Origin of the sequence: [Clostridium] hylemonae DSM 15053 (assembly GCF_008281175.1) — a bacterium.
In the GTDB taxonomy this organism is placed as follows: Bacteria; Bacillota; Clostridia; order Lachnospirales; family Lachnospiraceae; genus Extibacter; species Extibacter hylemonae.
In genome coordinates this window covers 1,084,724-1,101,739 of sequence record NZ_CP036524.1, presented here as the reverse complement: position 1 = coordinate 1,101,739, position 17,016 = coordinate 1,084,724, and the positions used below count along the sequence as shown (strand labels likewise).

The following is a 17,016-nucleotide window of genomic DNA, read 5'->3' as shown; positions in this document are numbered from 1 at the left end:
TGTCCTCCTATAATCCATACGCTGACGGTTGTTCACCGAGAAGTGCTGTGATCTCATCTCTGCCTGCAAGCCAGTTCATAAAGGCTGTCGCGCTTCCCGCCGCGATCCCAAGCTTAAATGCTTTTTCATGATCCCCTGTATTCAGATAACCTGTGAGAAAGCCTGCCACCATGGAATCTCCGGCTCCTACGGAATTTCTCACTTCTCCTTTCGGCGGCCGGCTCCTGTATATCTCTCCATCCTCAGAGAGCAGAAGGGCGCCGTCCCCCGCCATGGACACAAGTACATTGCGCGCTCCTTTTTTCTGAAGCATGGCGGCGTGCCGGATGATCTCTTCCTCCGTATTTAATACAGCGCCGAACATCTCTGCGAGTTCATGATTGTTCGGCTTTATGAGAAACGGACGGTACTTCAGCACATTCAGCAGCAGGTCCTTCGTTGCGTCCACCACGATACGGATGCCCCGTCCGTTAAGTCTCGCCATGATCTTTTCATACATATCCGCAGGGAGTGTGTCAGGAATACTGCCTGCCAGTACAAGGATATCGTCCTTCACCAGCCTGTCCAGCCGCTCATAGAGCTCCTCGATCGCCTCCTGCGTGATAACAGGCCCCTGCCCGTTGATCTCCGTCTCCTGCCCGTCGTTTATCTTTACATTGATCCTCGTAAATCCCTCTTCCAGTCTGATAAAATCTGTATAACAGCCCCGTGCTTTCAGCATCTCCTCCAGCGCATCCCCTGTAAAACCGGCCACAAAACCGAGCGCCCTGCTCTTATGTCCGAGGTTTGAGAGTATGACAGAGACATTGTTGCCCTTGCCTCCCGGATAAATATGTTCGCTCACCGCCCGGTTGATACCGCCTGGAGAAAGCTTATCCGTCTGAATCACATAATCCAGCGACGGGTTAAAAGTTACTGTATAAATCATTATTCTACCTCCACCACATTCCTGCACGCCCTGTATGATTCGTCCTTCAGTCTTGTAGTCACCAATATCCCGTCCTCAAACGCCGCAAAAGTTACGGGCGATATCTGGTTGATCTTGCTCGAATCTGACAGCATATAACTTTTCCGGCACTGCTCAACCGCTTTTTCCTTCACGAGCGCTTCTGTGATATCCGGTGTCGTAAAGCCCTTTTCCCTGCTCACGCCGTTGGCGCCGAAAAACCCCTTTGTAAAATTATATTTCTTCAGTCCCTCTATGGCCTCCGCTCCGACAATAGCCTCCGTCGTCTCCTTCAGTTCCCCTCCGAGAAGATATACCCTGCAGCCCTTTTTCAGCAGCTTCTGCGCATGTCCTATGGCGTTCGTCACATACACTGCCTCCTGCTCCGTAATATGTTCGATCATGAGGTCCACGCTGCTTCCCGCATCCATGTAGACAAAGTCGTCCTTTTCCACGAGAGCCGCCGCATACTTCGCGATCGCCACCTTCTCTTCTATATTCAGGTCCCTCCTGACAGACAGCGCCGCGTCCTTTGTCATGAATTCCGGATTTAACGCCGTCGCGCCGCCGTGCACCTTGATGAGACTCCCCTTCCGGTGCAGGACCGTCAGATCCCTTCTTATGGTAGACTCCGACGTATCAAGCTGCTCCGTCAATTCCTGAACCGTAACCGTCTTCTTATCATTTACCAGTCTCAGTATCGCATTATAACGTTCTTCCGCCAGCATCACATTACCCCCAGTCTTTTTGTCAGTCATTATCATTCATTTTCATCCAAGTTCATCCACGTCTGACCTTATAATATAATCATTTTCAGTCATTGTCAATTAAATTCAGCCAAAAATAACCACCAAAAAGCCTTTGATATTATTATGCACATTTGACAAAAAGATTATCAAAATACTTTTTGACTTTAAGGAAAAGAGACCTGCCCATTGCAGCACAAAAAAGAGCTGGAATCAGACACGATCGTCTGATTCCAGCTCTTTCTTCAGTTACAGCTTCCCAATCACTGAATATCCCTTATCTTCTTCCTCAGTCCAAGCACCTGCGGCGGCGTCACGGACAACTCATCTATTCCTATCTGGATAAAGAATTCTGTCAGCGAAAGATCTGCCGCCAGATCTCCGCAGATACTGATTCTCTTCCCTTCCAGATGGACATTGTTCGTCACAATACGGATCATCTTGAGAAGCGCCGGATGGTGCGGGTCATAATACCTGCTTATCCTGTCGTTCTGGCGGTCTGCCGCCATCGTATACTGGGACAGATCGTTTGTCCCAATACTGAAGAAATCAACCTCTCTGGCAAGCTCCCCGCTGATCATGACTGCAGCCGGGGTCTCGATCATAACTCCCACCTGTATCTCTTCGTCGAACGCCGTCTTTTCTTCCTTCAGCTCACGCTTTGCCGTCTCCAGCACCAGTTTTGCACTCTGCACCTCCTCCAGCGAGGTTATCATAGGAAACATGACCGACACATTCCCGAACACGGATGCGCGCAGTATGGCACGCAGCTGCGTTTTAAACATCTCATCCTTATCAAGCGATATGCGGATCCCGCGGTATCCCATGGCCGGATTGTTCTCTTCTCCGAAGTCAAGACATTCCGCCGGCTTGTCGCCGCCTAAGTCCGCGGTTCTTATCACGACAGGTTTTGCTCCCATCGCCTCGGCCGCAAGCTTATACGTCTGAAACTGCTGTTCTTCCGTCGGCAGCTTATGCCGGTTCTCCATGTAGAGAAACTCGCTCCGGAACAGGCCGATACCCCCGGCGTCGCTGCGCAGTACATTCTCGATGTCCTCCCGCTTCCCGATATTGGCGCAGATATCGATCCTCTGACCACTCTGGGTGACATTGTCCTTCCCTTTAAGCCGCTCCAGATTCTTTACCTGTGACACATTGTTTTCCTTCTTCTGCTTCATTCTCGTCAGCGTGGTGTAATCCGGCTCTATGTAGATCTTTCCCTCAAAACCGTCTACAACGATCGTCTTCCCGTCATAGTCTTTCTTCAGTGCTTCCCCCAGTCCGATGACAGACGGAATACCCATCGTTCTTGCCAGTACCGCAGTATGTGAGTTTATCGCGCCGTATCTCGTGACAAACCCGAGGATCTTCGTCTTGTCAAGCTGCACTGCCTCGCTCGGATACAGTTCATTGGCCGCAAGCACGATCGGTTCGTCGGTAAGCAGCCTGTCCTTCCAGCTTCTGGACAAAATGCGCACGAGGCGGCTCGACACGTCACGGATATCTGTATCGTGCCCCTGGACGTAGTTCTTCCCTTCCTGGACGCACGTCTCGATAAAATGCTCCGACGCAGACTGCACCGCAAACTCTGCGTTCAGTTTCTGCTCCAGTATCACACCGGTTATGGCGTCAATAAAATCCTGGTCCTCCAGAATCATCTGCTGCATCTCGAAAATGGCAGCATTTGCCTCCCCCACATCCTTGATGGAAGCTGTATATAAATCTTTAAGTTCCAGAAGGGCCTTCTCCCGCCCCTTCTGGAACCGCATGATTTCCTTTTCAACGTCTTTGACGTCAAACTTCTTGATCTCTTTTGTATCCCGCCTGTAAAATGACAGCCGCCCTATTGCGACGCCCTCCGAAACTTTCTTCCCTGTCAGTGTAATCATAGTACCTCTATCCTTTACTGCTTCTTCTGTTTAATAACATAACTTTACACGCTAAAGCAGCTTCCGTCAAGAACTAATATTTTACTCAAACAGCGGAGTTGACAGATATCTCTCTCCTGTGTCAGGAAGCAGCGCCACAATGGTTTTTCCTTTATTTTCCTCTCTTTTCGCAAGCTCGACCGCAGCGTGGAGCGCCGCGCCCGACGAGATGCCGGTGAGCACGCCCTGCTTTGCCGCCAGAAGTCTGGATGCGCTGTAGGCCTCCTCATTTTCCACCGTAAAGATCTCATCGTAAATGCCTGTGTCAAGAATATCCGGAACAAATCCCGCGCCTATGCCCTGCAGGCCGTGAGGCCCCGGCTTTCCGCCTGAAAGCACAGGAGACGCCGCAGGTTCAACGGCAACGATCCTGATGTCCGGATTCTTTTCCTTTAGATACGTCCCCGTTCCGGTAACTGTTCCGCCGGTTCCGACACCTGCGACAAAGATGTCCACCTCTCCGTCCGTGTCTTCCCATATCTCCGGTCCGGTCGTCTCCATATGCGCCTTCGCGTTCGCCTTATTAACAAACTGTCCGAGCACGATCGCATGTTCCGTCTCCTTTGCCAGTTCCTCCGCCTTTGCAATGGCTCCTGGCATTCCTTTTGCCCCTTCGGTCAGAACGATCTCAGCCCCGTATCCCTTCAGAAGCTTTCTGCGCTCAATGCTCATCGTCTCAGGCATGGTAAAGATCGTCCGGTAGCCTCTCGACGCGGCTACTGCCGCCAGCCCGATCCCGGTGTTTCCGCTGGTCGGTTCGATGATCGTCGCCCCAGGGGCGATCAGTCCTCTCTCCTCCGCGTCGAGCAGCATGGACAGCGCGGCCCGGTCCTTTACGCTTCCCGCCGGATTAAACAGCTCCAGTTTCACAAGCACTCTCGCTTTCAGTCCTTTTTCCTCTTCGATCCGTTTCACCTCCAGAAGCGGTGTTCTTCCTATCATTTCTTCAACTTTCTTATAAATATGTCCCATCGCCGGTCTCCTTTTCTATTCTTTAATATAGTATGAGTTATATTGCGTTCAATGCCTGCTCCAGATCATATATGATATCATCAATATGCTCTGTCCCTATGGACAGCCGTACACTGTTCTGCCGTATGCCCGAATTCTCCAATTCCTCCTCCGTCATCTGTGAATGCGTCGTACTGGCCGGATGTATGACAAGCGACTTAACGTCAGCCACATTTGCAAGCAGGGAAAATATCTCAAGTCTGTCGATAAACCGCTTCGCCTCCTCCCCGCTTCCCTTCACTTCAAATGTAAAGATAGAACATCCGCCGTCCGGGAAATACTTTTTATACAGTTCATGATACGGACTGTCCGGCAGCGACGGATGATTCACCCGCTCCACTTTCGGATGACTGCTCAAATACTCCACCACTTTCAGCGTATTCTGCACATGGCGTTCTACCCTCAGCGAAAGCGTCTCCAGTCCCTGCAGAAACAGAAACGCGTGAAGCGGCGCCATCGTCGCCCCGGTGTCTCTCAATATGACCGCCCGGATTCTTGTCACAAACGCCGCTTTTCCCGCCGCCTCGGTAAATACAACGCCGTGGTAGCTGTTGTCCGGTTCAGTGAGCTGCGGATATCTGCCCGATGCCTTCCAGTCAAAGCCGCCCCCATCTATGATAACACCGCCGATGGCCGTCCCATGTCCTCCGATAAATTTTGTGGCGGAATGTACGACGATGTCCGCGCCGTATTCAAACGGACGCAGCAGATACGGTGTTGCAAACGTGCTGTCCATCACCAGCACGATGCCGTGCCTGTGGGCCGCCTCAGCCGCTTTCCCGATATCCGCCAGATTCGCATTCGGGTTGCCGATGGACTCGAGAAACAGCGCTTTCGTATTATCCTGTATGGCCGCTTCCCACGCCCCCTCCTCATCGGGGTCGATGAACGTTGTCGTGATCCCCTGGGAAGGAAGCGTATGCTCCAGAAGATTATAGCTTCCGCCGTATATGTATTTGCTGGCCACAATATGGCCGCCGGCCTGCGCCAGATTCTGGAATGTGTACGTTATCGCCGCCGCGCCTGAAGCTACGCCGAGCGCTGCCACACCTCCCTCCAGCGCCGCCATGCGCTTTTCAAACACATCCTGTGTCGAGTTTGTAAGCCTGCCGTAGATATTTCCTGCATCTGCAAGAGAAAAACGGTCCGCAGCATGCTGACAGTCTCTGAATACATATGATGTCGTCTGGTAGATCGGTACCGCCCTCGCATCACTTGCCGGATCCGGCTGTTCCTGTCCTGCGTGCAGCTGTAACGTCTCAAATCTTCTTTTTCTGCTCATTCCTCATGTCCTCACTTTCTTTTTTCCAGATTTTCCATTGATCTGATTTATCTCATAGATAATACATATGAACCGACTGCTCCTGTTTTATCCGATACTCTTTGGCGAGTCCGGCAAGTGTTTTTTCCTTCAGCAGTTCATTCACCCGCCTGTCGATCTCATCCCAGACGAGTGTGCGGATCGCCTGCCCAACTGCGTCCTCCGTCTCTCCCTTTGCCGTGCCGGCAATAGAAAACTCGCCTTCCAGCGCCTCCAGTATCTCTTTCACCGTTATGCCTGCGGCATCTTTGGCCAGCCGGTAACCTCCCCCGGCGCCCTTTACGCTGGCCACGATGCCGGCTTTTCTGAGTATGCCGAATACCTGTTCCAGGTAATTCAGCGACAGATTCTGGCGCTTTGCGATCAGCGTAAGTGATACGGCCTCTTCGCCGGAATTCGCCGCCATATCCACGAGCGCCCTGAGTCCGTACCTTCCTTTGGTTGATATCTTCATGATCTGTACCTCCGTCTAATTCCTACTATTCCGATAAGAATTATATGTTTTAAGTTATACACCTTTTTTCCTACCATGTCAATATACTTTTTAAATTTAAATGAACATAAGAAAAAGTGCCCGCTTCAGCAGGCACTTCCTGTCATCCGAATATTTTATCACCATACGGCAGTTGTTTCATATAGTTTTCCATAAACGCAAAGTCCGGCTTTCCGTCTGAGGCTGCCGGAAGCACGAGCTTCAAATATGGCAGAGTCACATTCGCCTGTCTGCCATAGCTGTATCTATATTTATTAGCTTTAAGTACGGTGATACAGAATAATTTAACTAATTTACTCATCGGCTGCAGCGGGACCAGCAGATATAGATCCCGCCCGCTGTAAAACGGTTCTTCCTGCAGGAATGTTGAGAGGACGCTTCCTCCGCCGGCACAAGTGATCAAGCCGGCCGGCTGCGGCGTTTTGCCTTCCACCAGTCTGACCCTTGCGCTGATACCGTTATTTGCTTCAGTGCGGGCAACAAAATTTACTGAATCAGGATCATTTTTATCTGCCGGAATACAGGTATTCAGTTCCATATTGATCCCGTATCTGACTTCAAATAACTCATTCACAGCAAATTCTTTCCATGAACTAATATCAAGCGCATTTGATTTATCTTTCCGATTAGAACTGGACAACGGCTTATAATGCAGTGACTTAATATACCGTTCCATAAAGTCCCAATCCGGTAGATCATCCGGTCCTGCCGGAAGTTTAATGCAGGATCTTCGCATAACAGAATTAACTGCCCACTTTCTTCCATAAGAGAACCGAAACTTCTCCTGTTTTATTATGGTTACTAAAAACAAGGCGATATAGACATTCAATTCTGTATCTTTAAGAGTAATGGTCACGATCTTTTCACTTGCAAAAAATGGTTCCGCCTGATAGAATGCCTCGCCGACGCTTCCATCATAGTTCACCACGATACAGTTTCCCGTTCTGTTTGGCGGGACGGCCAGATAATGAGAAATGCCGTTATTATCAGCAGAAGCACTGGCATACGGAGTGCTTCCATTCTCACAATCCGTAATATATAATGAACTGCCGCGTTCTATATAAAATATATCGTCAAATACAAATTCCTTCCATTTTTTATGATCAAGGTTCATACATAACCCCTTCTTTAACCAGATATGCCAGATAGTCATTGATAGTCTGCTGAAAATCCTGCTCCGTCAGTTTGGTATAATCTGTTTTCATATATGCCTCACAGAGCCACTCGTCATTTCCGTCCACTTTATGTGTAGCGGAAAAGCCATCTACAGACTGCCGGTTTCTATATAATTCTATCCATTCTTTTTCAATTTCTACCCATCTGCTTTTTCCTGTAACAGTGTCAACCTGCTCTACACGTCCAAGATTTTTTTTCTTTTTAAATCCATCTTCTTTGCAATATCCAAAGTATGTATCAGGATTTGTCATATCTTTATGTTTTGTCCCAATTTTAAACACCATACAACAGGCGGAGGCGCTTGCCCCGGGATAAAATATTTCATTTGGCAGGGTGAAAACAGCATCGAGCGTATTCTCTTTAAGTATTTCACTCTTCAAACGGGCGATCTCACCGCTTGTGCCAATGGCGCAGGCGACAGGAAGCAATACGGCCAATTTGGCCTGCTGGTTGATGGAATTTAGTGTATCGGCAATATATTTTACGAAGTAAAGACCTTTTGACGGATCCTCTTTTTTGTTTTTCGTCCACGTCTTAACGTAGTGTTCAGGCAGGTGGATCCTCTGCCCATTATACGGCGGGTTCATCAATATAACATTCGGTTTGGCCTCTTTGATCCAATCGGAAAGTTTAAAGCAGCTTCCCTGACGTATATTTGAGTTGCCGTCAGAATGGATCAGCATGTTGGTAGTCGCCAGTCCGTAAACATTCTCGTCAAATTCAATGCCGTATATTTGATTCCTTTTTATGGTTTCCTGTTCTGCTGCGGTGGCACAGTCATCAAGCGCCTGCGTCATGGCGCGCACCAAAAAAGATCCGCTCCCGCAACAGGGGTCAAGCACTACCGAATGCTTATTTACGCCTGTGATCTTTGCCATAAAGTCCGTAATATGATCCGGCGTAAAAGCCTGATTTTTATCTGATTTTCCGACATACTTATTAAATGTGACAAAGAACAGATTAAGCAGATCCTGTCCGGATGTACTCTTATCATTGATAAAGGGAAGTATATTATCTTCAATGAACTTCAAAATCTCTCTAAATGCCGCAATATTCAGCTGGCGCACATACTGGCCGTTCAGGACATTCCTATTGAGCAAAGCAAGCTTCTCTGCCTTATTTATGTCTGAATTCAAAAGTTCTTCGAGCACTTCCTTGATGCGTGCCCTGATCTGAGCGGCAGTGATAGTTGGCGTTGAATAATCCAGATCGTTCTTCAAAGCCAGAAGGCAGGTGCCGACAAATTGGCTGCGCAGCTTTTCAGGAATGCTGTGGCGGTGCAGCAACTCATTGAGCTTATATGTATTCTGCATCACCTTTTCTTTATCGTTAATTTTCGACGTGTAAAAATCAACATATTCCCGCATCGTGCGCAGCGCTGTTTCTTTCGGCATAAAATCACCGTCAGAGATCACGCCGCGCCACACTTTCACATTATCATTCTTCGTATTTGCAAGAATCGCAACGATTTTATTACCCGTGAGTGCTTTTTCATACTCAACGTAAGCGGAAAGCTGTTCTTCATCCGCTTTTGTAAAGTTCTGTTTTGTTTCAACCAATACAGATATATTGTCCTTAACAAAGCGAATATCTAATCTTTCAAATTTCCTCCCGGCACTGTTTTGTATCGGACAAAAGGTCAGTGAAGCGTCGGAAAAAGCTTTCGGGTAACTATATTCATCATTTTCAATATTGCTGGTAAGATATTTTCTGCCAATAGCCGCGATCATATCTGCTCGAATCATAATTATAATTCTCCTTGTTATATCATTTCATTCTATGATGAGGGCAACGAAACACAAATATAGTATATTGCGCAATTGGGATAATTACAATCCCTTATCTATCTTTTCCGCCGCGCGCACAATATCTCCCACGGTGACTTCATCCGCAACGCCGGCTATCGTCTGCCACAGCGCGGCCCACGTATCTCTTGTCGGGCAGGACCTGCAGTCTATGCCGCAGCTGCTCTCCTGCGTCAGGCAGTCTACCGGAGCCAGTTCTCCCTCCACCGCTTTCAGCACCTCTCTCACGGTAAGCTGCTGCGGTTCCTTTGCCATGCAGTATCCGCCATATGCTCCCCGCACGCTCTTGATAATGTGCGCATCTTTCAACGCTTTCACTATCCGTTCCAGATATTTTTCCGAGAGCTTTCTCCTCTCTGCTATATTTTTAAGGCTCTCCAGATGCGCCGCATCCGAGTGAAGCGCCAGATCTGCCACCACTTCAAGCGCATATATTCCCTTCGTCGATATCTTCATATGCACTCCTTTCTCTGAAAGTGCTCATTATTTGGATCCTGCCTGTGAAGGCCGCAGGAAAGTCCGGTTATATGCCAACTATATCATATATCCGCAGATCCACACAACGAAAATCACAATTCGCATCCCCCCGGACTATTTAATATAAAAGAACTTTGACAACCTGCTTTGCATACGCTAAAATATAAACATCTCTTTGCACTGCACTGCCCCTTTCAGGGCGGGGATCATAGCGGTACAAACTGAGCAGGCGATGGATCTTGTGTGATCAGGTCCGTGGGGCCGGGCCGTTTTCGGCAGCGGATGCATGGCATCCGCGGGACAGTATGTGTGTTCCGCGGGTGTATTTTTTTGTCCTCTGCCCGGAACATACGCGCTGGAATGGAGTGCCATAGAGCTATCTCAAATACTGGAGGTAACAATTATGGAACAATGTACCAACGAACAAATGGCAATGCGTGTGTCTCTGATCACTATTGTCCAGAATATTGTATTGAGCATCCTCAAACTGGCAGCCGGACTACTTGCACATTCGGGGGCTATGGTCTCGGACGCCGTCCACTCGGCATCCGACGTGATGACCACTTTTGTCGTAATAGCGGGAGTCAAACTTTCAAACAAGGCATCCGACAAGGACCACCCGTACGGCCACGAACGGTTGGAATGTGTGGCGGCGATCGTTCTGTCCGTTATTCTAGGACTTACCGGACTGGGCATCGGCTCGTCCGGAATCGGAAAGATCCGGGCGGGCGGTTCTGCGCTGGCAGTGCCCGGCGGGCTGGCGCTTGCGGCTGCCATCGTCTCTATCGCCGTGAAGGAGGCGATGTATTGGTATACCCGTGCTGCCGCAAAGAAAACAGGCTCCGGTGCACTTATGGCCGATGCATGGCACCATCGTTCCGACGCACTTTCTTCCGTCGGCAGTTTCGTGGGAATATTGGGCGCCCGTATGGGCATGCCCATTCTGGACCCTGCCGCCAGCGTGGTGATCTGTGTCTTTATCATCAAGGCGGCGGTGGATATTTTCAGAGACGCTGTCTCCAAGATGACGGACCGCTCCTGCGATGATGCGACCATACAGGCGCTGCGCGATACCGTGCTCTCCGACAAACAGGTATTGAACATCGACCGCCTGAACACTCGTATCTTCGGAGACAAATATTACGTAGAATTGGAGATCGTGGCCGACGCTGATCTGTCACTTTCGCAGGCCCACGATATCGCCGAGCGTGTTCATGACGCGGTGGAACGTAAGTTTACCAAAGTCAAACACTGCATGGTCCATGTAAATCCGACCGGGGGACATCTATAAATCCGGCCCCCGGCCGTCTGCGGATAAAAAAGGAATTACCGCTTATGCGGAGGGTCATAAGGAAGTAAAAAATTTGTAGGTGGAACCGGCGTGGCGCAAGTCACGCCGGTTCTGCTTGGCCCAGGGCCTCGCGCCCAATTTGGAGCGGAACGCGGATTTTGCCTACATAGGTAAAGTAGACCTCGATGGTGATGTGCTTTTTCCCGTCGATTTTCTCTGGGCTATGCACTACGATTTTACTCACCAGTTCGTTGAGCAGGGCGGCGTCCAGCTCTTGTATCTCGATGTACTTGTCCACCAGTTCCAGAAACCTGCCCACATCGGCAATCTGCCCCGATTCGGCTTCGACCTCCCGTTCCAGCGCAACTGCAAGCCGGCTGATTTCCTCCTGCTCCCGTTCATACTCACTCGACAGCTTTAAGTAGCGAGCGTCGCTCAGTTTGCCCAGCACATTGTCCTCGTAAATATGCTGGATAATTGTATCCAGTTCCTCCATCCGCTTGTGCGCCCCGGTAAGTGCCTTTTGCTTGCGCTCCAGTTCCGCCCTGCGGCTGGCCTCGTCCTGAGCGAGCATCTCTTGGGTAAAATCCTCCCGGAACATCCGCACATAGGTCAAGGTGCGCTGGATGCACGCCAGCACCAACCGGTACAGCACCTGCTCCCGGATAAAATGGATTTGGCAGGAGCCGGTGTTGCTCTTGTAGTTGGAGCAGACAAAATGGTCCTGGCTGTCGTCCTTGTAGGTGTTGCAGGTGCAAAAATATAGCTTGGCCCCGCAGTCCGCGCAGCGCACAAGGCCGGAGAAGATGCTGGTCTTACCCGTCTTTGCGGGCCTGCGCTTATTGGCTCGGAGCGCCTGCACCCGCTCCCACTGGCCCCGCTCGATGATAGCGGGTTGAGTGCCCTCGAACACCCGCTGGTTCTCGATGGGATTTTCCATCCGCTTTTTGAATTTCAGGGATTTGGTGTAGGTCTTAAAGTTCACGGTACAGCCGATATATTCCCGGCGCTCCAGTATCTTCACGACCGCGTTGGAAGTCCAGTGACAGAGATTGTCCGGCATAGCCCAGCCCTTTTGCCGTGCGTTGTAGGCGGTGACGGTCAGCACCCTATCCGCCGTCAACAGCTTCGCGATCTGCATAGGCCCTTTTCCGGAGATGCACAAATCAAAAATACGCCGCACCACATTAGCCGCTTCCCCGTCCACCACCCATTTCTTTTTATCCAGTGGGTCCTTGACATACCCATAGGGCGGGTTGCTGGCGATGTGCTCCCCAGCCTCGCCACGCAGTTTGACTACAGCCCGGATTTTCTTACTGGTATCCTTGGCGTAGTAGTCGTTAAAGACATTTTTGAACACCGCGAAGTCGTTTTCCCCTTTGGCACTGTCCACATCGTCGTTGATGGCGATAAAGCGCACGTCGTAGGCGGGAAAGATGAAATCCTGCAAGCGGCCCATATAGGAATACTCCCGGCCCAGCCGGGACAGGTCCTTGACGATCAAGGCGGACACGCCGTAGTCCTCCACATGCTTCATCATCTCCTGAAAGCCGGGGCGGTTAAAATTCGTGCCGCTGTACCCGTCGTCCACGAAAAACACGGTGTTTTTGAATCCGTGGTCGGCGGCATATTTGGACAGCAGGGCCTTTTGATTGGTGATGGAATTGCTCTCGCCGTCCAGGGCGTCGTCCTGACTCAAACGGCAATACAGTGCTGTAATCTTGTCTGGCTGCTGATTCATAAACAGCTCCTTTCCTCCCGTAAACGGGATTGGCAGCCAAGTGAACGGCTGCCATTATTGTAACGCTCCGATTGAACTTTTGCAGCCCCTTTCATTCGTTTTCCTTCAATTCTCGTTCCATAATCCGGCGCAGCTTGCTTACTACACTCTCCGCGCCCGGCTCCGCAAAACGCGGGAGGATATGGTAGACGGTGTTGCCTTCGCGCACGGTATGGCCTTCGGTATCGAGGCCAAATTCAAAGGCCCCATCCCTGTAATAACGGGAGACGCGCTCCATGGCGGCTGGATCCAGCTTTCCAAGCAGCTCCTTTTTATCTGGCATCCCCATTGCCTCTCTTCTTCGCGGTGGCAGGTACGTTCAGAGTGATTTTCGCCGGCCTGCCCAAGCCCTGCTTGCGGCGCACAATCAGGCCGCACCGCTCCAGTTCTTGAAAGGCCCGCGTCGCCACCTGGCGGCTTCGCTGAAGCTTGTCCTTCGCTTCCTCCACAGTGAAGTAGAGGCGTACGGTCCCGTCTTTATCCAAATAGCCGTTTCCCTTGGAGAGACTCGCACGGTCCAGCAACAGGGCGTAGAGCAGCTTTGCGTCATTTGAAATACCCAAAGGAACGAGGAAGCGGGGAAACGGCAGATAGGCGGCATCGGAGTGTCGTTCTTTAAAGGAGAAAGATTGCTGTGCATAATTCCATCCTTTCCATCTATCGGATTGATTTGATTGATTATTTTTCTATCTTCTCTTTGACTTATTTCTCTTTTATTTCCGTCTGCATTCGGGCTGCCGGAGCGTCGGGATTGCCGCGCTCTGAAAGCCGCAAAATGGAACCTCCAGACCGTCTGCTTTGCCGCGTTCTGAAAACCCAATCTTGGAGAAACCAATCACGGTGAACTAAGGCTGGCGTGGACAATTAGGAAGGCGTTTTCACGGGGGCGGAGGGGGTTTATGCCTCCCAGCCCTCGAGGGGTGCTGGAAAGGCCCATGAAATCAGGGCTTTTCCGCCTCTAATAGTCCATGGTCGTCCCCTTTTTCCGGGGGACTGTCGCGGCTGGCTCTCCTTCGACGTTCGCTGGCGGCTTTCTGCTGCCGGTGAGCTTTGGCAGCGCAGCTTTTGCAATACTTAGCCCGGTTGGAGCCGGGGAGGAAAGGCTGGGAACAGACGGCGCACCGCTTCATTTCCTCTCGGAACAGCAACGCGGTTTCCAAGCCCTTGTCCAGCGGTAGGACGGCGGCCTGAAACCACTTGCACAGAAGAGAGCAGGAAATGCTCTGGATGCAGACACATTCCTCTCCATCATCCAAAGCAATGCAGTTGCCACCCACGTAGTTGCAGCACTCGCGCACCAGCTTCCGCGCGCGGCGGTACTGCGGGTAGTTCATGACGGGGATTCGTTCGCTGATTTTGTTCGCCTCCTTTCCTGACGGACAGAAAAATGTCCTTCTACTATTCCGTACATTTTGGGGGCAAAACGATGCCCCCTTTCTGCAAAAATTCATAGAAAATTCACAAAGCCGCCACGGTTTGCAAACCGTGGCGGCTTTTCTGAAACATATTCGGTTATGGCATGAATTTATATCCTACGCTGTGTACGCTTTTAATGTAATCGGGCACATCTGGAGCCACTTTCAGTTTTTTGCGCAAGTTACTGACATGGTTGTTAACAGCTTTGCGGGAATAGTAGGTGTAGTCCTCCTTCCAAACGAGATCCATAATCATCTCGTAGGTAAACACACGCCGTGGATGGCTGATAAGCAACGCGAGAATGTCAAATTCTTTGGCGGCCAATTCTATGATCTGTCCATGCACGCTGACAAGCCGCTGTTCCCAACAAAAGTATAAGGCGCCTTCCCTGATTTCCGTAAGGGGCTGTATTGCGTCATTTTCAAAACCCGGCATTCGGGAGAAGCCTGGAGAATGAGTCAAAATAACGCTGTTTGTTTGTCCTTCAAGGACTGATTGAAGCCATTCCTCTTTTTTGCCTTCGTTGAGTTGGATAAAGAATCTTTCGTCAGCTTGCCTTCCATTTTCCGATATATCGAAAATCACAAATTTCCACAGAATGGCCTGGCTGCTTCGGAGCAGTTCAAGGAAGGCGTGAGAAAGTTCCCCGGAACAAATGGAGATTCTGATATAGTTGGTATGCCGCAATTTTTCTACAGCGCTCGATATGTCGCTTGCAAAATCAAGCTCTATATCATAGTTTTTCCAATAGGTACGTTCTTTGTCTTGATCGTTCGCGCTGTACCCGATTGCCAGAACAGTATTATTCATCCCACGCCTCCTTCCGCAAAAATTGATAGTGTTTGTGTCCGTGCCTGTATTCACAAATCAGAGGAACAGATTTACAGCCAACCCGGTCACAAGTGCAAAAAGCATGACATAGGCAAGGTAGAGCAGGAACCGCTTGATACCGAGCACGATCTTGACAGCGCCAAGATTTGTGATTTTGGTGGCCGGCCCGGTAAGCATAAACGCCGCCGCGCTGCCCAGGCTCATGCCGTCCCAGAGCCATGCCTGCAAAAGCGGTATTGTTCCTCCGCCGCAGGCATAGAGCGGCACCCCAATGGTCGCCGCCATCAAAACGCCCCAGGCTTCGTTTCCACCGAACACATCCGTCATGACCTCAGCGGGCACATAGCGCTGGAACACCGCAGACAGCACAATACCGATAAAAAAATACAGCCCGGTCGCTCTGACATTACGCCAAAGGTTTTTTAGAAATCGCAGCAGAATATTGGGGTCGGTATCGCGGCTTTTCGGCTCGTCAAAGCCGCTGAAATTGAAGAAGGACTTCTTGCGGTAGAAGGCCCGCACCAAAAGCCCGGCCAAGACGCCGCCCAGATAGCAGGACACGACCCGCACAATGAGGGCTGTCTGTCCCAGCGCCGCGCTGTAAAGGATAAGCTGGGGGTTCAGCAGAATACTGCTCATCATGAACGCCGCCAGCCAGTCATCCTTGATACCGCTCTTGGAAAAAGAGGCGGCAATGGGGATTGTGCCATACATGCAGAGCGGCGAGGCAATACCCAAAGCGCTTGCGATGAAGATGCCGAATACGCCCAGCTTCTTTTCACCCAGGGAGCGAAAGGTATTGTGGATACGGTCTTTCAAGAAAACCGACACCGCAGACCCCAGCACCATGCCCAGAATCCAGTAAGGGAATATCTGTTCCAACTGAATACTGAAATAGTACCAAAGGTAAATTCCCTCCCGGCTCAGTGTGTCAATCATCCAGTTCCACCAACCGGTAAGCACGGCTGCCGAGGCCAATCGCCTCCGCATTTTCCAGCGTGTGCAGCCCGTTTCTGCTCTCAATTCGGTTCACAAGAGAGTCCCGGCCCTCTGAAACATATACCAGGTCAATGCACGCCTGGTCCAGCGCCACCGGATCGGTGGAGGCAAGAATACCGATGTCGTGCATATCCGGCTCGGCAGGGTTCCCGTCGCAGTCACAATCAACGGAGAGGCGGTTCATCACATTGATGTAAACAATGCGCTCCCCCTTGCCAAGATAATCGGATACAGATTTTCCCGCGTCGCCCATTGCCTCCAGAAAGGCATCCTGGTCGCCGCCGAAACCACTTCGCGTGGTGCCGCCGGAGTGAATCCAGCTCTTGCCCTCGCTGGAGCCAAGCCCGATGGAGATATTCTTGATCGCGCCGCCAAAGCCTGCCATGGCGTGGCCTTTGAAGTGGGACAGGACAAGATAATTTTCATAATCGGCAAAAGCCGCACCCACATAGTTTTCCGAAAGTACGGTGCCGCCCTCAACAGGAAGCGTCATCGAGCCATTTTCATCCTGAATTTGAACCTCGGCAATCTCCGTAAAGCCATGATCCTTCGCCACCTGGTAGTGCATGGCGGTGGCGGCGCGGCTTCCGCCATAGGCGGTATTACACTCCACAATGGTGCCGTCCACCAGTTGCACCAAATCCCTGATTAACTCCGGGCGCAGATAGTTGGAAGCCGGCGGCTCGCCGGTGGAGAGCTTCACCGCCACTTTGCCGGTGGGCGACCACTGGAGCGCATTGTATATCTTCACCATGGCCTCCGGCGATATTTCAGAAAGATAGTAGACCACCGGTGC

At 50.8% G+C, this 17,016-nt stretch carries 17 protein-coding genes and 1 riboswitch; of the genes, 1 reads left to right on the top strand and 16 read right to left on the bottom strand.

Annotated elements, in window-relative coordinates; translation table 11 throughout:
• Positions 1-7 precede the first annotated feature (7 nt).
• From pfkB to LAJLEIBI_RS05165, 9 genes are all read right to left on the bottom strand, one after another.
• Positions 8-928, bottom strand: a complete 921-nt coding sequence (gene pfkB / locus LAJLEIBI_RS05205; RefSeq protein ID WP_006441868.1) for a 1-phosphofructokinase — start codon at positions 926-928, stop codon at positions 8-10.
• Positions 928-1,674, bottom strand: coding sequence for a DeoR/GlpR family DNA-binding transcription regulator (locus LAJLEIBI_RS05200; protein ID WP_040435324.1), 747 nt, complete (start codon positions 1,672-1,674; stop codon positions 928-930). Before LAJLEIBI_RS05200 ends, pfkB begins: the two co-directional genes overlap by 1 nt.
• Before the next feature lie 281 nt (positions 1,675-1,955).
• Complete coding sequence (gene ptsP / locus LAJLEIBI_RS05195) at positions 1,956-3,581, bottom strand: phosphoenolpyruvate--protein phosphotransferase (RefSeq protein WP_006441866.1); 1,626 nt, start codon at positions 3,579-3,581, stop codon at positions 1,956-1,958.
• Between the two features lie 81 nt (positions 3,582-3,662).
• Positions 3,663-4,592: a cysteine synthase A gene (cysK, locus tag LAJLEIBI_RS05190; RefSeq protein ID WP_006441865.1), complete on the bottom strand. Its 930-nt coding sequence runs from the start codon at positions 4,590-4,592 to the stop codon at positions 3,663-3,665.
• A 37-nt stretch (positions 4,593-4,629) separates the two neighbouring features.
• Positions 4,630-5,913: an O-acetylhomoserine aminocarboxypropyltransferase/cysteine synthase family protein gene (locus LAJLEIBI_RS05185; protein ID WP_006441864.1), complete on the bottom strand. Its 1,284-nt coding sequence runs from the start codon at positions 5,911-5,913 to the stop codon at positions 4,630-4,632.
• Between the two features lie 52 nt (positions 5,914-5,965).
• On the bottom strand, positions 5,966-6,406 hold the full coding sequence (locus LAJLEIBI_RS05180) for an RrF2 family transcriptional regulator (RefSeq protein ID WP_006441863.1): 441 nt from the start codon (positions 6,404-6,406) through the stop codon (positions 5,966-5,968).
• A gap of 142 nt (positions 6,407-6,548) precedes the next feature.
• Entirely contained in the window at positions 6,549-7,559 is a 1,011-nt protein-coding gene (locus tag LAJLEIBI_RS05175) for a restriction endonuclease subunit S (protein WP_006441862.1), read from the bottom strand.
• Complete coding sequence (locus tag LAJLEIBI_RS05170; RefSeq protein ID WP_006441861.1) at positions 7,549-9,366, bottom strand: N-6 DNA methylase; 1,818 nt, start codon at positions 9,364-9,366, stop codon at positions 7,549-7,551. The genes LAJLEIBI_RS05175 and LAJLEIBI_RS05170 overlap by 11 nt, the downstream gene beginning before the upstream one ends.
• An 84-nt stretch (positions 9,367-9,450) precedes the next feature.
• The gene (locus LAJLEIBI_RS05165) at positions 9,451-9,882 is read right to left on the bottom strand and encodes an RrF2 family transcriptional regulator (RefSeq protein ID WP_006441860.1); all 432 of its coding nucleotides are present in this window, start codon (positions 9,880-9,882) and stop codon (positions 9,451-9,453) included.
• A 232-nt stretch (positions 9,883-10,114) separates the two neighbouring features.
• A riboswitch (NiCo riboswitch) is annotated at positions 10,115-10,209 on the top strand.
• A 97-nt stretch (positions 10,210-10,306) separates the two neighbouring features.
• Between LAJLEIBI_RS05165 and LAJLEIBI_RS05160 the strand changes: the two genes are divergently transcribed.
• The gene (locus tag LAJLEIBI_RS05160) at positions 10,307-11,194 is read left to right on the top strand and encodes a cation diffusion facilitator family transporter (RefSeq protein WP_040434658.1); all 888 of its coding nucleotides are present in this window, start codon (positions 10,307-10,309) and stop codon (positions 11,192-11,194) included.
• Between the two features lie 100 nt (positions 11,195-11,294).
• Here the strand turns inward: LAJLEIBI_RS05160 and LAJLEIBI_RS05155 are convergent, their stop codons facing one another.
• From LAJLEIBI_RS05155 to LAJLEIBI_RS05125, 7 genes are all read right to left on the bottom strand, one after another.
• Positions 11,295-12,935, bottom strand: coding sequence for a recombinase family protein (locus LAJLEIBI_RS05155; RefSeq protein ID WP_006441858.1), 1,641 nt, complete (start codon positions 12,933-12,935; stop codon positions 11,295-11,297).
• 91 nt (positions 12,936-13,026) lie between these two features.
• The gene (locus LAJLEIBI_RS05150; RefSeq protein WP_040434656.1) at positions 13,027-13,263 is read right to left on the bottom strand and encodes a hypothetical protein; all 237 of its coding nucleotides are present in this window, start codon (positions 13,261-13,263) and stop codon (positions 13,027-13,029) included.
• Entirely contained in the window at positions 13,247-13,537 is a 291-nt protein-coding gene (locus LAJLEIBI_RS05145; RefSeq protein WP_006441856.1) for a replication initiator protein A, read from the bottom strand. Before LAJLEIBI_RS05145 ends, LAJLEIBI_RS05150 begins: the two co-directional genes overlap by 17 nt.
• A gap of 378 nt (positions 13,538-13,915) precedes the next feature.
• Positions 13,916-14,308 (bottom strand): cysteine-rich VLP domain-containing protein, encoded by a 393-nt coding sequence (locus LAJLEIBI_RS05140; RefSeq protein WP_006441855.1) that lies wholly within the window; start codon positions 14,306-14,308, stop codon positions 13,916-13,918.
• Between the two features lie 178 nt (positions 14,309-14,486).
• The gene (locus LAJLEIBI_RS18895) at positions 14,487-15,200 is read right to left on the bottom strand and encodes a winged helix-turn-helix domain-containing protein (RefSeq protein ID WP_006441854.1); all 714 of its coding nucleotides are present in this window, start codon (positions 15,198-15,200) and stop codon (positions 14,487-14,489) included.
• Positions 15,201-15,257: 57 nt separating this feature from the next.
• Complete coding sequence (locus LAJLEIBI_RS05130; RefSeq protein WP_330580823.1) at positions 15,258-16,103, bottom strand: permease; 846 nt, start codon at positions 16,101-16,103, stop codon at positions 15,258-15,260.
• 49 nt (positions 16,104-16,152) lie between these two features.
• Positions 16,153-16,974, bottom strand: coding sequence for a DUF362 domain-containing protein (locus LAJLEIBI_RS05125; RefSeq protein WP_334291266.1), 822 nt, complete (start codon positions 16,972-16,974; stop codon positions 16,153-16,155).
• Positions 16,975-17,016 lie beyond the last annotated feature (42 nt).

What these genes read in the sequence shown, in the direction of transcription:
- pfkB (WP_006441868.1), bottom strand. Translation starts at nt 928, where the DNA reads ATGATTTATACAGTAACTTTTAACCCGTCGCTGGATTATGTGATTCAG.
- LAJLEIBI_RS05200 (WP_040435324.1), bottom strand. Translation starts at nt 1,674, where the DNA reads ATGCTGGCGGAAGAACGTTATAATGCGATACTGAGACTGGTAAATGAT.
- ptsP (WP_006441866.1), bottom strand. Translation starts at nt 3,581, where the DNA reads ATGATTACACTGACAGGGAAGAAAGTTTCGGAGGGCGTCGCAATAGGG.
- cysK (WP_006441865.1), bottom strand. Translation starts at nt 4,592, where the DNA reads ATGGGACATATTTATAAGAAAGTTGAAGAAATGATAGGAAGAACACCG.
- LAJLEIBI_RS05185 (WP_006441864.1), bottom strand. Translation starts at nt 5,913, where the DNA reads ATGAGCAGAAAAAGAAGATTTGAGACGTTACAGCTGCACGCAGGACAG.
- LAJLEIBI_RS05180 (WP_006441863.1), bottom strand. Translation starts at nt 6,406, where the DNA reads ATGAAGATATCAACCAAAGGAAGGTACGGACTCAGGGCGCTCGTGGAT.
- LAJLEIBI_RS05175 (WP_006441862.1), bottom strand. Translation starts at nt 7,559, where the DNA reads ATGAACCTTGATCATAAAAAATGGAAGGAATTTGTATTTGACGATATA.
- LAJLEIBI_RS05170 (WP_006441861.1), bottom strand. Translation starts at nt 9,366, where the DNA reads ATGATTCGAGCAGATATGATCGCGGCTATTGGCAGAAAATATCTTACC.
- LAJLEIBI_RS05165 (WP_006441860.1), bottom strand. Translation starts at nt 9,882, where the DNA reads ATGAAGATATCGACGAAGGGAATATATGCGCTTGAAGTGGTGGCAGAT.
- LAJLEIBI_RS05160 (WP_040434658.1), top strand. Translation starts at nt 10,307, where the DNA reads ATGGAACAATGTACCAACGAACAAATGGCAATGCGTGTGTCTCTGATC.
- LAJLEIBI_RS05155 (WP_006441858.1), bottom strand. Translation starts at nt 12,935, where the DNA reads ATGAATCAGCAGCCAGACAAGATTACAGCACTGTATTGCCGTTTGAGT.
- LAJLEIBI_RS05150 (WP_040434656.1), bottom strand. Translation starts at nt 13,263, where the DNA reads ATGGGGATGCCAGATAAAAAGGAGCTGCTTGGAAAGCTGGATCCAGCC.
- LAJLEIBI_RS05140 (WP_006441855.1), bottom strand. Translation starts at nt 14,308, where the DNA reads ATGAACTACCCGCAGTACCGCCGCGCGCGGAAGCTGGTGCGCGAGTGC.
- LAJLEIBI_RS18895 (WP_006441854.1), bottom strand. Translation starts at nt 15,200, where the DNA reads ATGAATAATACTGTTCTGGCAATCGGGTACAGCGCGAACGATCAAGAC.
- LAJLEIBI_RS05125 (WP_334291266.1), bottom strand. Translation starts at nt 16,974, where the DNA reads ATGGTGAAGATATACAATGCGCTCCAGTGGTCGCCCACCGGCAAAGTG.